This window comes from Arthrobacter sp. Cza30 (genome assembly GCF_059090765.1).
The window spans coordinates 843,918-858,170 of sequence record NZ_JBNHGA010000003.1; the positions used below are offsets into that span (position 1 = coordinate 843,918).

10 protein-coding genes are annotated in these 14,253 nt (G+C 69.3%); 6 read left to right on the top strand and 4 right to left on the bottom strand.

Annotated features, from left to right (window positions below; all coding sequences use genetic code 11):
* Window positions 1–12: 12 nt before the first annotated feature.
* From rsmG to AC5RVZ_RS13495, 4 genes are all read left to right on the top strand, one after another.
* Window positions 13–642: a 16S rRNA (guanine(527)-N(7))-methyltransferase RsmG gene (rsmG, locus tag AC5RVZ_RS13480; RefSeq protein ID WP_494066259.1), complete on the top strand. Its 630-nt coding sequence runs from the start codon at window positions 13–15 to the stop codon at window positions 640–642.
* Window positions 643–3,311: 2,669 nt separating this feature from the next.
* Window positions 3,312–4,241 (top strand): ParA family protein, encoded by a 930-nt coding sequence (locus AC5RVZ_RS13485; RefSeq protein ID WP_494066260.1) that lies wholly within the window; start codon window positions 3,312–3,314, stop codon window positions 4,239–4,241.
* The gene (locus tag AC5RVZ_RS13490; RefSeq protein WP_494066261.1) at window positions 4,241–5,191 is read left to right on the top strand and encodes a ParB/RepB/Spo0J family partition protein; all 951 of its coding nucleotides are present in this window, start codon (window positions 4,241–4,243) and stop codon (window positions 5,189–5,191) included. Before AC5RVZ_RS13485 ends, AC5RVZ_RS13490 begins: the two co-directional genes overlap by 1 nt.
* Window positions 5,192–5,240: 49 nt before the next feature.
* Window positions 5,241–5,591 carry a tryptophan synthase subunit alpha gene (locus tag AC5RVZ_RS13495; protein ID WP_494066289.1) on the top strand — a complete coding sequence of 117 codons (351 nt, stop codon included), beginning with the start codon at window positions 5,241–5,243 and terminating at the stop codon, window positions 5,589–5,591.
* 110 nt (window positions 5,592–5,701) lie between these two features.
* Here the strand turns inward: AC5RVZ_RS13495 and trxA are convergent, their stop codons facing one another.
* The 4 genes from trxA to AC5RVZ_RS13515 form a co-directional block, all read right to left on the bottom strand.
* Window positions 5,702–6,025 carry a thioredoxin gene (gene trxA, locus AC5RVZ_RS13500; RefSeq protein ID WP_494066262.1) on the bottom strand — a complete coding sequence of 108 codons (324 nt, stop codon included), beginning with the start codon at window positions 6,023–6,025 and terminating at the stop codon, window positions 5,702–5,704.
* 92 nt (window positions 6,026–6,117) lie between these two features.
* Window positions 6,118–7,119: a thioredoxin-disulfide reductase gene (gene trxB, locus AC5RVZ_RS13505; protein ID WP_494066263.1), complete on the bottom strand. Its 1,002-nt coding sequence runs from the start codon at window positions 7,117–7,119 to the stop codon at window positions 6,118–6,120.
* Between the two features lie 138 nt (window positions 7,120–7,257).
* Window positions 7,258–8,871: a murein biosynthesis integral membrane protein MurJ gene (gene murJ, locus AC5RVZ_RS13510; RefSeq protein ID WP_494066264.1), complete on the bottom strand. Its 1,614-nt coding sequence runs from the start codon at window positions 8,869–8,871 to the stop codon at window positions 7,258–7,260.
* A complete protein-coding gene (locus tag AC5RVZ_RS13515) occupies window positions 8,868–11,030 on the bottom strand; it encodes a DUF6049 family protein (RefSeq protein WP_494066265.1) in 2,163 nt (720 codons plus the stop codon). Before AC5RVZ_RS13515 ends, murJ begins: the two co-directional genes overlap by 4 nt.
* A 140-nt stretch (window positions 11,031–11,170) precedes the next feature.
* Between AC5RVZ_RS13515 and AC5RVZ_RS13520 the strand changes: the two genes are divergently transcribed.
* Both AC5RVZ_RS13520 and AC5RVZ_RS13525 read left to right on the top strand, forming a co-directional pair.
* Complete coding sequence (locus AC5RVZ_RS13520; protein ID WP_494066266.1) at window positions 11,171–12,691, top strand: DUF7059 domain-containing protein; 1,521 nt, start codon at window positions 11,171–11,173, stop codon at window positions 12,689–12,691.
* 49 nt (window positions 12,692–12,740) lie between these two features.
* Entirely contained in the window at window positions 12,741–14,168 is a 1,428-nt protein-coding gene (locus AC5RVZ_RS13525; RefSeq protein WP_494066267.1) for a CCA tRNA nucleotidyltransferase, read from the top strand.
* Window positions 14,169–14,253 lie beyond the last annotated feature (85 nt).

A 14,253-nucleotide genomic window follows, 5' to 3' on the forward strand; every position in this document is an offset into this window, starting at 1 on the left:
CGTGAAACAGTGATGGTCGACATCTCCATCGAAAGCGAGCCCGCGGCGGCGACGCAGATCTTCGGCGACAGGATCGAGCTCGCGAGACAGTTCGCGGATGCGCTCGGTCGGCACGGCGAGGAACGAGGGCTGATCGGGCCGCTCGAGCCGCCGCGCCTGTGGTCGCGACACATCCTGAACAGCGCCGTCGTCGCGCCGCTCTTCCACGGACGCGTCGGCGACGTGGGCTCCGGTGCAGGCCTCCCGGGACTCGTGCTCGCCATCGCGCGGCCGGACGTGCAGTGGGTGCTCATCGAGCCGATGGAGCGCCGGGTCGCGTGGCTCACCGAGCAGGTCGAGTCGCTCGAGCTGGACAACGTCGAGGTACTGCGCGCGCGAGCGGAAGACTGGAGACGCGGGCCGGTGCTGGACGTCGTCACCGCGCGCGCCGTCAGCGCACTTCGCACCCTCGTGCCGATCACCGCTCCCCTGGTCCGCGACGGCGGCGAACTCATCCTGCTGAAGGGCGCGAGCGTGGACAACGAGATCGCATCGGCCGAGAAGCAGCTCCGCAAGTTCAAGGTGACCGCGCCCCGGGTAGAGATCGTCGGTGAAGGTCTCCTCGAGGAACCGACGCGCGTCTTCCGCGCCACCGTGCGCTGACGGTTTCACGTGAAACGGGCGGGCCGCCTTCCCCGCTGATCGAGTAGCTTGGTCAACGCTTCCGGTGCGAGTTGGTTGCGCATCAACCCTCCCCCGGTGATCGAGTAGTGCGCCAGCGCGTATCGAGATCCGCTGTCATGGATGATCCGGTCTGTCGCGCGAGATTCGCGCGGTTCTGATTTCGGTCCAGCGCTTGCCTTCGCATCAGCACGTCAGTGGTCGATCGCTCTCCCGGTGATCGAGTAGCGCGCTAGCGCGTATCGAGATCCGTTCTCCCCGTCGATCCGGCGACCGCTGACGGACTTCTTCTTCGGCGTCGCTTGAGACGTCGTGTCCGCCTTCGTCATGGGCGATCGCTTCTCCGGTGATCGAGTAGCGCTCCAGCGCGTATCGAGATCCGCTCGATCAGGCTCCGCGGCCACTGTGACCGACATCAACCCCTGTGGGCCGTCTGCGTTGTTGTGCGTACCCTGCAGCAGCGATCCCGCTTCGAGCAGCTCGCGGGCTCGCGTGCCGCCATCGTGACATCGTGGCCTGCCGCTTGCGGTTCGAAGTGAGGTTCGAAGTGAGAAGTGGGATTCCTCGATGAGTGCGCGTCAGCGCGCAACAACGGATCCCGAGAGGGCCGGCGCCCGGCTCCGGAGTGATCGCCAGCGGCGTTGGGTCGGCGGACCCGGCGCTGACCGAGACGCGCGGTCGCCTTTCTGGGCGCGGTGTAGCCGACGACGTCTGGACAGGGCGATGCACGTCCAACACACGCTGGCTCTCGCCGCAGTCCGTGCGAGCCTCGCAGCCGACCAATGCACCCACGAGGGTTGCGGCGAAAGCGACCACTCAGGCGCAGGTTCGCTCCAAACGGGTCCAGGTGCGTTTCACGTGAAACATCGCACGCGCGGGTCGACAACCGCATCGATCGCCTCAGGACAAAGGGCGTAACCGCCACTCCTCCACAGTGCGCCAGCCGCGCCGGCATGCGCTGGGTTCGAACCAGGCTCCACTTCAGCCTGCCGTGAGCAGGCATGATCGGCACATACCGTGATGTACATCCTGGAGTGCGCGGACCGATCGCTGTACGTCGGCAGCACGAAGAACCTGGGGGTATCGCATCGCGCAGCACAACCAAGGCGACGGCGCCGAGTACACGAGAACCCGTCGACCCGTGACGTGGTTGTCCTTCGAGGACTTCAGCCGGGTGGATGACGCGGTCCGGAGGGCGAAACAAGTACAGGGGTGGAGTCGCGCCAAGCGGTTTGGCGCTGGTCAACGGTGAGTACGGGCAGCTGCCGGCGTTGAGTCGCAACGATTCCGTGCATGACGGCCTCCGATGTCGAACCGGTGGATGCGTCGCGCGGCTCGTATGGCAGCCAGAGACCGACCACGGCCTGGATACTGCATTGGGTCCCGGCAGGTACTGCGTCGGTCTCGGCGCTACAGCGTTGCGCCCCGGACGCAAAGGAGCTTGATGATGGACAGCCGACCTGCCGTCGTTCCGCTTGTCGCAGTAGACGGCGTTTCACGTGAAACGTCCTGTTGGGAGTCACTCCCGCGTCTGAGCTCCTGCCGGCACCCGCGGAGCAGATGGCTACTGCGGCGGTCTTGCGCTGTTGATCGCGCGCGACCTGGGGAGCATGGCGGCCGACAGTCGACTCGACTTCTCCGCCGGTCGAGGTCTGGTGGACAGCGTTTCATGTGGAAGGGCCTCTTAGAAGCCCCGCTCCTCAGCGCCCACTTTCACCCGCGGCGCAGATGCCTGCTACAGCGCGGCATCCTCGCTTTGGATTGCGTCCCGTCCTGGAGGCATCCCAGCCGACCGCCAGCCGCCCTTCCCTGTTGGCCGGAGTCATCTATACAGGGCGTTTCACGTGAAACGTCGTCTTAGAAAGTCGCGCCCGCTGCTCCACTCCTGTCGGCGCCTGCGAAGCAGGTAGCTTGCCCTTTGCCTCAGCGCGCGGTCACCGTTGGTGATCGTGACCGTGAGGCATCCGCGCGAATTGTGACGAGGTGACTCCTGCGCATAGACGCCCCGACCGTGACGGCTCCGAGACGTCCGCGCTCCGTGGGTGGAACCAGCTCTGCGGGTCGCGTCGACCGCCCAGCGGTGAGCGCGACCCTACGCCGACGGTCGGATGCGCGCGCGAGGGCCTTTCGATACGCGGTGGGCGCCACCCGAAGAACAAACGTGTCGGACTACGGTCGGTCGGATGCGGTGCCGCGGCGTTCTGATGCGCGGGGCGCGCTGACCGATCAGCGAACGGTGAGCCGGGGTCTCGATACGCGCTGGCGCGCTACCCGACCGCCGGATGGTGAGCGCAGTGCCTAAACGGTCCGGACGCGCGGTGACTGGCTACTCGCGGGCAAGCGAACGGGGGGAGGCCGGGCCCGCGGGCCTCGATACGCGCCGGCGTGCTCCGCGACCACCGGGATGCTCCGACGCCACCGCGGGCCGGTGAACGGGTCCTGCGGGGTCCCGGTGCGCGCTGGCGCGCTACTCGACCGCTGGCTGGCGGACGCGATTCTGCGGGGTTCGGTACGCGGCGACGGCGCCCGATTCTCAGGCCGGGCGGCGACAGCAACGACAGTGTTACGGCGTCGCGCGACGGGGCGGGACGGTGGTCCGGGTTAGAGTGGGAAGCGTTGTACCCGGCTCGGCGAAAGAGAGAGTGTTTCACGTGAAACAGCCCGACGAGACCGAGGCTACGGCATCCTTCTCGTTCGACGACACGCCTCTCGCCCGGGAACTCGCGGACCTCTCCGCTCGACGCAAGGCGCTCGACTCCGCTGAAGTCACCCTGACCGGCCGGACTCGCGTGTTCACGGTGTCGAATCAGAAGGGCGGCGTCGGAAAGACGACGACGACGGTGAATCTGGCGGCCGCGCTCGCCGACAGAGGCGCGCGAGTGCTCGTCATCGACCTGGACCCGCAGGGCAATGCCTCGACGGCGCTCGGGGTTCCCCACAACGCCGACACCCCGAGCGTGTACGACGTCCTGATCGACGAGTTCCCGCTCGCCGACATCGTGCAGACGAGCCCGGAGTCGCCGAACCTGCTGTGCGCGCCCAGCACCATCCACCTGGCCGGCGCCGAGATCGAGCTGGTCTCGCAGGTTGCTCGCGAGCATCGGCTGCGCACCGCCGTCGAGGAATACCTCGAGAAGTCCGAGGAGCGGGTGGACTTCATCCTCATCGACTGCCCGCCATCCCTGGGCCTCCTTACGATCAACGCGTTCACGGCCGCCAGCGAGGTGCTGATCCCGATCCAGTGCGAGTACTACGCGCTCGAGGGACTCAGCCAGCTGCTCGGCACGGTGCGCATGATCCAGAAGCACCTCAACCCGACCCTGCACCTGTCGACCATCGTGCTGACGATGTACGACGGACGCACGCGGCTAGCGCAGCAGGTCGCCGACGAGGTGCGCAGCCACTTCCCCGACGAGGTGCTGCAGACCGTCATCCCGCGCTCCGTGCGGGTCTCCGAGGCTCCGAGCTTCGGGCAGACGGTCATCGCCTACGACGGTCAATCCGCCGGCGCGGTCGCCTATCGCGAAGCGGCAGTCGAGATCATCAAGCGTGACAGTGTAAAGAACGAAGGAGACGCGTGATGGCCAAGCGCACAGGACTGGGTCGCGGCATCGGGGCACTCATCCCCACGAACGAAGCCGTGGAGGATCGGCCGTCCGACGTGTTCTTCCCGCGGCCCGCGCCGACCGAGGAGGCGAGCGACGACAAGGAGCTGCTCGATGTACCCGGTGCCCGGCTCGCGCACATCGACCCGCACTCCATCGTTCCGAACCCGCGCCAGCCGCGCACGCACTTCGACGCCGAGCACTTCGCGGAGCTGGTGCACAGCGTTCGTGAGTTCGGTGTTCTTCAGCCGGTCGTGGTCCGTAAGAACGAGAACGGCGACTACGAGCTCATCATGGGCGAGCGGCGGACGCGCGCGGCGCGCGAGGCCGGCCTGACCTCGATCCCCGCGATCGTCCGCGAGACGGCCGATGAGCATCTCCTGCGCGACGCGCTGCTCGAGAACCTTCACCGGTCCCAGCTGAACCCGCTCGAGGAGGCATCGGCCTACCAGCAGCTGCTCGAGGACTTCGGCATCACGCAGGAAGAGCTCGCGACACGCATCGGACGCTCGCGGCCCCAGATCAGCAACACGATCCGCCTCCTCAAGCTGCCGGTCCCGGTGCAGCAGCGGGTCGCGGCCGGCGTGCTCAGCGCCGGTCACGCCCGCGCGATCCTCTCCGTCGAGGACCCCGCGGCGATGCAGCGACTTGCCGACAAGATCGTCAACGAGGACCTTTCGGTGCGCGCGGCGGAGGCCGCGGCGAAGATGCCGGATGCCTCGCCGGGTCGATCGGCGAAGCCGCAAGCCGGTTCGCGGAGAGCTCACCTCGACGAACTCGCCGAGCGGCTCGGCGACCGACTCAACACGCGGGTCCGCATCTCACTCACGGCAAGAAAAGGCCAGATCAACATCGATTTCGCAACCATCCAGGATCTGAACCGGATCATGGAGGAGCTCGGCGAGACGGGCTACGGGGCGGCCTGAGGCAGTCGGCGCGGCGGCCCGAGGCGCGGTCTGCGCGACGTAACCTGGACTGGTGACGCACGACGAGAGACCGACGCAGCGGCGCGCGAGCTTGGAGCTCCTGCGCGCTGAGGCAGCGGACGAACTGTCTGTTCTCGTCACCGAGCGCCTCCGCGCCGGCGAAGATCCGTGGGACTTCATGGAAGACCTGCCGAGCGTGGACGAACTCGTGGTGTTCATGCTGCGCGCGGAGAACATCGCCGCGAACGGCGGCGCTCGCCCGAACGCCGCCCGCCACTACCGCGTCCTCCGGCAGATCGCACTCGACTACCCGCCGCTGACACGCGCCGTGTGGCGCCTCCTCGGCGACGCGAACACGCACCGGCGCTGGGATGCGATCGTCCGTGCCGACGCGTCCTGACCTGGCGTTCTCAGCCCGGAAAGTGAAAACCCCGGCGTCCCGAACCTTCGGCGAGAAGGGTCCGGAGCGCCGGGGCGGTCCTCACATCGCTCGCTGACCGAGCGACGCGATCACTTGAGGTAGGTCGCGAGGTCCTGCTCGAGGGCGAACTTCGGCTTCGCGCCGATGATCGTGGTCTCGACGGTGCCGTTGTTGAACACCTTCATCGCCGGGATGGAGGTGATCTGGTACTTCATCGCGAGATCGGGGTTCTCATCGACGTTGAGCTTGAGCACGGTGATCTTGTCGGGGTTCTCAGCCTGGATCTGGTCGAGAACCGGCGAAACCATACGACACGGCCCGCACCACTCGGCCCAGAAGTCGACGAGGACGGGGCCCTCGGCCTGAAGCACGTCCTGCTCGAACGTGGCGGAAGTCGTGGCCTTGGCGGTCATAGTGTCTCCTTCACTGGGAAGTCTGTCTTTTGATGCAACGCCTCGATGGCGTGGAATGTTCCGAGCGGCCGATCGGCCCGCCGGCGCAGGGGTCAGACGGCTGCCGCAGTGGCCGCGTCGGCCTCGGGGAGGCCGGCGATCTGGTCTCCCACGACGTCCGGCGCACCGGCCTCGCCCAATCCGGCCAGGTAGTGCTCGACGTCCAGCGCCGCGACCGTGCCGCTGCCCGCGGCGGTGACCGCCTGTCGGTAGGTCGGATCGATGACGTCACCGGCCGCGAAGACGCCGGCCACGGACGTGCGCGAGGAGCGCCCGTCGACCCAGACCGTGCCCTCGGGCGTGAGGTCGAGCTTGCCGTGCACGAGGTGCGTGCGCGGGTCGTAGCCGATCGCCACGAAGAGGCCGTCCAGCGCGAGCTCGCTGCGCGTGCCGTCGACGGTGTTCTCCAGGACGACGCCGCTGACGGCGTCCTCACCGAGGATGTCCACGACCTCGCTGTTCCAAATGAACTCGATCTTGTCGTTCTTGAACGCGCGCTCCTGCATGATCTTCGAGGCACGCAGCTCGTCGCGGCGGTGGATGATGTACACCTTCGAGGCGAACTTGGTGAGGAACGTCGCCTCCTCCATCGCGGAGTCGCCGCCGCCGACGACCGCGATCACGCGCTCGCGGAAGAAGAAGCCGTCGCATGTGGCGCAGTACGACACGCCTCGGCCCGACAGGCGCGATTCGCCCTCGATGCCGATCTTGCGCGGCGCCGATCCTGTCGCGAACACGATGGAGTCCGCCTGGTGGACCGCACCGCTGCCGAGGGTGACGGTCTTGACGGGACCGTCCACGTCGAGCGACACGACGTCGTCGTAGAGCACCTCGGCGCCGAACCGCTCGGCCTGCGCCTGCATCTTCGCCATGAGCTCCGGGCCCTGGATCCCCTCGGGGAAGCCGGGGAAGTTCTCGACCTCGGTGGTGTTCATCAGCTCGCCGCCCGCCTCGACGGAGCTGGCGACGACCAGCGGGTTCAGGTTGGCGCGTGCCGCGTAGATGGCGGCGGTGTAACCTGCCGGACCCGACCCGATGATGATGACCTGACGCACGAGCGCACCTTTCCGTTTCGGGGTTTCTGCCCCGGATGCTTCAACACATGGTAACCGCGGGGCATTCCCCCGGCGGTGGGGCTCGGCGGTGCCGCGCGAGGCGGTTCTCACCGGCGCGTGATGGCCCTGATGCCCGGCTCAGCGCCGCCCCGGGAGCACTCGACGTACGAGTCCGGTGGCCGCTGTCAGCTCGGGCGCACGCAGGAGAGCGAGGATGCCGACGTAGACGGCGAGGACGACGATGCCGATGATCGCCGCACCCGCTGCGCCGGGAAGCTTGTCCGAGACGGTCCACCCGTCCGCTCCCCCCAGGAGGAGGAAGGTGAGCCATCCCATCGCAGCCGCCGGAACGCCGGCGGTCACGAAGCGCCCGAGCGAACGCATCCACGACACGACGCCGATGCCGCCGCGACGACGATGCAGCAGCCACGTGGCGACGACCACCTGAACGACGGTGGCGAAGGACTGCCCGAGAGCGACGGCCGCCGCCAGCTGTCCTGGTTCCAGGACGCCCTCGCGGAACGCCCACTGCGCGATCCAGGCCGTCGCGGCGACCAGGGCGCACTGCAGCAGCGTGAAGAGGAACGGTGTCCGGGTGTCGTCGTACACGTAGAACGTCCGCTGGACGACGAACAGCACAGCGAGCGGCACCAAGCTGACGAGATAGCACAGCAGCACCCATGACGCCGCGACTGCCTCCGTGCTGCTGCCGGTGAAGATGCGGGAGGCCGGGACTGCGGCGACGCCCAGGGCGGCGGTGGCTCCGACGACGAACAGCGTCAACGTCCGGATGCTGCGGCCGATGTCCTCGCGGACCTCCGCATGCCGGCCCGCAGCGGCGTGCTCGCTCAACTGGGTGAAGTACGGAGTCCCGATGGAGAGGACGATGATCGAATACGGGAGCATGAACAGCAGCCAGGCGTTCTGGGAGGCGAAGAATCCTGGGTCGTCACTCGGGATCTCCGACAGGACACGAGACTGGACGAGGCCGGCGAGCTGCCCGGCGACCACCATGAGGAACGTCCAGCCCGCGAGCCGTCCGATCTCGCCGAGACCCACACCACGCCATCGGAAGTCGGGATGCACGTGGAGCCCGGTGCGTCGCCAGAAGGCGAAGAGGATCAGCGCCTGCACGACGATGCCGAGGGTGGCGGTGCCGGCCAGGAGGGCGATCATCGTGGGCGTCCAGTCGGTCGTCGGCGATCCCGCTCCGAAGATCCCGATGAACGCGAGGAAGCCGGCGATCGACACGACGTTGTTGACGATCGGCGCCCACGTGTAGGGACCGTAGACGCGTCGCGCGTTGAGGGACTCGCCGACGAGCGCGAAAAGCCCGTAGAACAGGATCTGGGGCAGGCACCAGTAGGCGAACGCCGTGGCCAGCGCCTGCTGCTCGGGCGAGTATTCCGGCGCGTAGAGGGCGACGAGCCACGGCGCGGCGAGGGTGGCGACCACCGTGGTGAGCAGCAGCACCACCGCGCCGAGCGTGAACAGCTTCGACACGAACGAGCGCCCGCCGTCGTCGTGTGCGGCGGCCTTGACGATCTGGGGGACCACCACGGCGCTGAGCAGGCCGGTGGAGATGATCGCGTAGATGTTGTTCGGGAGCTGGTTCGCGATGGCGAAGGCGTTGCCTGCCTCGCTGAAGGCACCGACTGCGGACACCAGGACCACCGTGCGGAGGAAGCCCGTCAGACGTGACGCGACCGTGCCGGCGCCGATCAACACGCTCGCTCGACCGATCCCGCTCATCGCCCACCCCCATTCCCGTCGGCGCCTGTAGCGGGTGCGTCCATGCCTGAAGAGGCATCCGTTCGTCTTCTGCGGCGGCGGACCTTGACAACGGTGCGCGCAATGCCGATAACCAGCAGGCCTCCGACGATGACCGCGAGCGCGCCGATGCCGAAGCCCTCCCAGTCGGCCCAGACGTTCACCTCGACGGATTCGCCCGGACCGATGTCGACCGACGCGGGGCTGCGCAGCTGCAGCGACAGCGTCACCTCGCCCCGGCCGACGCGAGCCTGCACCGGCACCTCGATGCGGGTGTTGCTCGAGGGCGTTGCGACCACCGGCGTCTTCTGCTGCACGTCCAACCGCAGATTGTCGGGCGTGGCGTGGAGCACGAGATTCACGGGGTACTCCAGGTCGTTGCGCACCCAGAACCGCAGCGCCGCATTCGACCCGTACAGCTCGTTGGAGCTGACGGGCAGCAGGCCGACGGAATCCAACGTCTCTCTCGTCTGCGTTCGATGCTCGGCCACAGCCTGAGACCAGCCGTCGTCCCCCACCCACGCGACGCTCAGGAGCTGCAGCAGTTCCGCGCGCTCCGGCCCCGTGAGCAGCGTCGGGTCATCGAGGATGGTGGCGAAACGGGCCAGCTCGTCCTCATCGGCGACGAGAGCCGATACTGCGGCAGGCCGCGCGGGGTCCGGTTCGACGGCGACCACGTCGATGGGCACGCTGGCGCCGGCCACGACGTTGGTCAGCGCGCGCGGAGCGAGCCCCGGCGCGGCCGTGGCGGTCGCGAGCGCGGTGGCGAGGCTGACCCGCGAGCGCTCGGTCTCGCGGCCGAGCGAGACCAGGAGCGGACCGTCGGTCTCGGCCGTGGCGAAGGCGAGGTGGGCCGTGGCCGCGGTGAGCGGCGCACCGCGCAGCGACGGGCGCTCGAGCAGGGACGCCTCGGTCAGCGCCGCCGAGACCGCAGCGTCGTACACCAGCAGCTCCGTGTCGGCCGCGTGTGCACGGGCAGACACGGTCTCGCCGGCGGCCCCGTCCGCGACGGAGGTGGACGGCACGATGGTGAGTGAGGTGGCACCACTGCCGGAGAGACCGCCGAGCTGCGCGATGACGTCGGGTCCCGCCGTTCCGTCAGCGGGCCAGAACACGTTCTCCCGCGCCACGGCCCCGATCGACAGGAGCTCTTCGGTGTCGAGCACGTCCGTCGTGGGCGCGGGGGTGGGGCTCGGCGTCGGCGCCGGCGTGGACGTGGCGGGCGTGACGGCGGGGGCGTCGGCGAAAGCGGCCAGGGATAACGGACTGAGCAGGCGCGGCAGCCCTGCCTGGAGCTGCGCGGCGACATCGGCGTCGCCGAACTGCAGCGCGAAGCGCGAGTTCGGCAGGCTCTCCAGCCGAGCCAGCCACGCGAGCGCCGAGGCCGGTGCCGCTGATCCGAGTACGCGGATCGAGGCCGGGATGGCGGGATCGACCGCGAGGATCGCGTCGGTGTTCTCGACGGCGTCGAGCTGGCTCGTCAGTCCTCCCGCGGGACCGGTCAGCTCCGTCAGCCGTTCGGGTGTCAGCAGGCCCTCGGTCAGCGTTCCCGCGGTGATGGGCACGAGCACGCCGATTCCGACCTCACGACCGTCATCCCGCGGGACGATCATGGCGCTGGTGGACGACAGCACGCCCTCAGCGGTCGTCACGGTGGCCACGAGCGGATAGACGCCCGGCGCCCGATTCGCGAGGGCGGGGTTGTCGGGCGCCACCGTGATGCCGGTCACGCGCTCGGTGCCGGCTTCGACGGTTTCGAGCATGCCGCTGCCGACCGGCGAGAGATCGACGCCCGCGGTATCGCCCTCCAGCCACGCTGTGAGCGCTCGGCGGTCGGGCAGCGCGGCCGCGCCGATCGCCAGCGTGACGTCGGCCGGGGCGGTCGCCGCATCCGTGCCGTTCTCGAGGGCCACCGACGCGTTCAGTGGCTCGCCGGGCCGGACGATGCCGTTCGAGACGGGTGAGAGCGTCAGTTCGAGGACGCCGGTCGCCGTCGACGGGGTCGGCGTGGGCGTCGGCGCGGCGGCGGCGACGCCCGGAAGCAGGCCCGCGAGGATCGCCGAGATCGCGGCGACGGCCGCGGCGAGGCGCGGCGCTCGGCGCTCGGCACGTCGCCTGGCCGGTGCTGCCGGTGTGGTCACGATCATCCTGTGGGGGGCTCGCTCCTGTGCGATGTCCTGACCGCACGATCGGATGCGATTCTACGGTCCGACGCTCCGAGGCCCCCGAACGTCGGCGGCGAGGGCGGATTCCAGCCGGCCGCACGCGGTTGAATGGTGTGGTGCTTGTGCAACCCGATCCCGCCGTGTGTCGCGCGCTCGCGGCCGACCTGCGCGACGCCGGCTACACCGCCGAGGCGCTCCGCTCGGCGTGGGGAGAGGCGGCCGACGACGCGATCGCCCGAGGCCTGCGGGCTCCCGCGGCGCGTGCCCTCGGCGCTCGCGACGATGCGGTCGCCGTTCTGGGCCGGCTGCTGGTCCTCGGGATGCCACAGCCGACGGCATCCGTCGATCGATCCCTGCCGCGCACGGGGGCGAGGGGTCTCGCGCACCTCGGTCTCGCGACTCTCGAGGAAGGGCCTGTCCGACCGCGGGCGGTGATCCGTCCGCAGTCCTTCACCGATGATTCCGGCAGCGGACAGTGGTGGGTGGCCAGCGACCTGGATGAAGCCGCGCTGGGAGGTCCTCTTCCCGAGGATCACGTGCTCGGCGTCGGCGGTGCGTCGCTGACGCTCGCCGGCCTGCAGCTTCCCACGCCGGCGAACCGCGGCCTGGACGTCGGTGTGGGCTGCGGCATCCAGACGCTGCGCGCACGGGCCCATGTGCAGCACGTGGTGGGGACCGACATCTCGGCGCGAGCGCTGGCCTTCACCCGACTCAACGCCCTCCTCAACGGGATCGACGGCGTGGAGGTGCGCCGGGGCAGCATGTTCGAGCCGGTGCAGGGGGAGCAGTTCGACCGCATCATCTCCAACCCGCCGTTCGTCATCACGCCGCGCGCCGAGGGCGTGCCGGCTTATGAATACCGCGACGGGGGCCTGGTCGGCGACGAGCTCGTGGCGGCTTTCGTGACCGGCGTCGGCGCGCATCTGACGCCCGGCGGGGTGGCGCAGCTGCTCGGGAACTGGGAGACCCGGGACGGACTCGACGGACTCGACCGCGTGCGCCAGTGGGTCGAGGCATCCCCCGTCCCGCTGGACGCGTGGATCGTGGAACGGGAGAGCCTGGACCCGCTGTCATACGCCGAGCTGTGGGTGCGCGATGGCGGGACGCTTCCCGGCACGCCGGGATTCGCCCGGCTGGTCGACGCGTGGCTCGACGACTTCGGCGCCCGCGGAGTCAGCCGCATCGGCTTCGGATACCTGCTGCTGCGGCGGCCGGTCGAGCCGGCGCCGACCCTGGCTCGCTACGAGCGGCTGCACAGTCCGCTCTCCGGCGCGGGGCTGGGCGCGCACCTCGCCGCCTGCCTCGAGGCGCACGACCGCCTCTCGGTGCTCGACGACACCGAACTGGCGGAAGCCCGCTTCGTCGTCGCGCCCGACGTCACCGAAGCGCGGCACCACCTGCCCGGCAGTGCGGATCCGACCGTCATCGAGCTGCGGCAGGGCGGCGGCTTCGCGAGGACGCTCACGGTCGATCCCGGGCTGGCCGCGCTGGTCGGCGCGTGCGACGGCGACCTGCCGCTCGGCTCCCTCATCGATGCCATCGCGCAGCTCCTCGAGGTCGACGCCGAGGCGCTTCGCGCCGACCTGCTGCCGCGCGCACGGGAACTGGCCTTCACCGGCTTCCTCCGGTTCGCCTGAGCGACCCCGGTCTCACGGGGCGGGGTGCGGGCCTCGGTAGGCTCGAATCATGCTCAACATGGCCGAGGGCATCGCGCGCCTCGGCGCGCTCGCCGAGTCCCCCGTCGTCGACACGCTGGCACGCGCGTTCGTCCACGCGGGATTCGACCTGGCCATCGTCGGGGGCCCGGTGCGCGACGCGCTGCTGGGCCGGACGACGAACGACCTGGACTTCACGACGGACGCCCGCCCCGACGACATCCTCCGCGTCGTCAAACCCATCTCGACCGTGCAATGGGATGTCGGTCGCGCGTTCGGCACCATCGGCGCGAAGGTGGCCGGTGAGCAGGTCGAGATCACGACGTACCGGGCCGACAGCTACGACGGCCTCACCCGCAAGCCGACCGTCGAGTTCGGCGACACGATCGAGGGTGACCTCGTGCGGCGCGACTTCACCGTCAACGCGATGGCGCTGCGTGTTCCGGGACGCACCCTGGTCGACCCGACGGGCGGTGTCGAAGACCTGCTGCGCGGCATCCTGCGCACGCCCGTCGACCCGCGCGTGAGCTTCGGGGACGACCCGCTCCGGATGCTCCGAGCCGCGCGCTTCGCCTCGCAGCTCGAGTTCGACATCGATGACGTCACCGTGTCGGCGATGACCGAGCTGCGGCAGACGCTCGAGATCGTCAGTCCCGAGCGCATCCAGGCCGAGCTGGTCCGGCTGCTGGCCACCGACGACCCGGTGCGAGGCATCCGTCACCTCGTCGACACGGGACTCATGAACGAGTTCCTGCCCGAGATCCCCGCGCTGCAGCTGGAGGTCGACGAGCATCACCATCACAAGGACGTCTACGAGCACTCGCTGACGGTCCTGCGGCAGACGATCGATCTCGAGAAGACCCGCCATCCGGATGCCGGGCCCGACGTCCCGCTGCGCCTGGCCGCGCTCCTCCACGACATCGGCAAGCCGGCGACGCGGCGGCTGGAACCCGGCGGCGGCGTGACGTTCTACCACCACGACATCAAGGGCGCGCGGATGGCGCGCAAACGGCTGCAGGCGCTGCGGTTCGATACAGCCACGATGGGGACCGTCGCCACGCTCATCGAGCTGCATCTGCGCTTCTTCGGGTACGCCGAAGGAGCGTGGACGGATGCCGCCGTGCGCCGGTACGTGCGCGATGCCGGAGACGAGCTGGAACGGCTGCACATCCTGACGCGCGCTGATGTCACCACTCGGAACAAGCGCAAGGCCGCGCGGCTGGCGTCGGCCTATGACGACATCGAGCGGCGCATCGCCGAACTCGCCGCGCAGGAGGAGCTGAACGCGATCCGGCCGGAACTGGACGGGAACCGGATCCAGGAGATCCTCGGGATCAGACCGGGCCGTGACGTCGGCGAGGCATACCGGTTCCTCCTGGACCTGCGGCTCGACGAAGGCGTGCTCGGCGAAGAGGAGGCCGAGCGCCGCCTCCGGTCGTGGTGGGCATCGCGGGGCTGACCCTCCGCGCGGCCCCGTCCTCGTCGGGACCGCATGTTCTCGCCGAACCCGGGTGACGCTCTCTCGTCGAGACCGCACGTTCTCG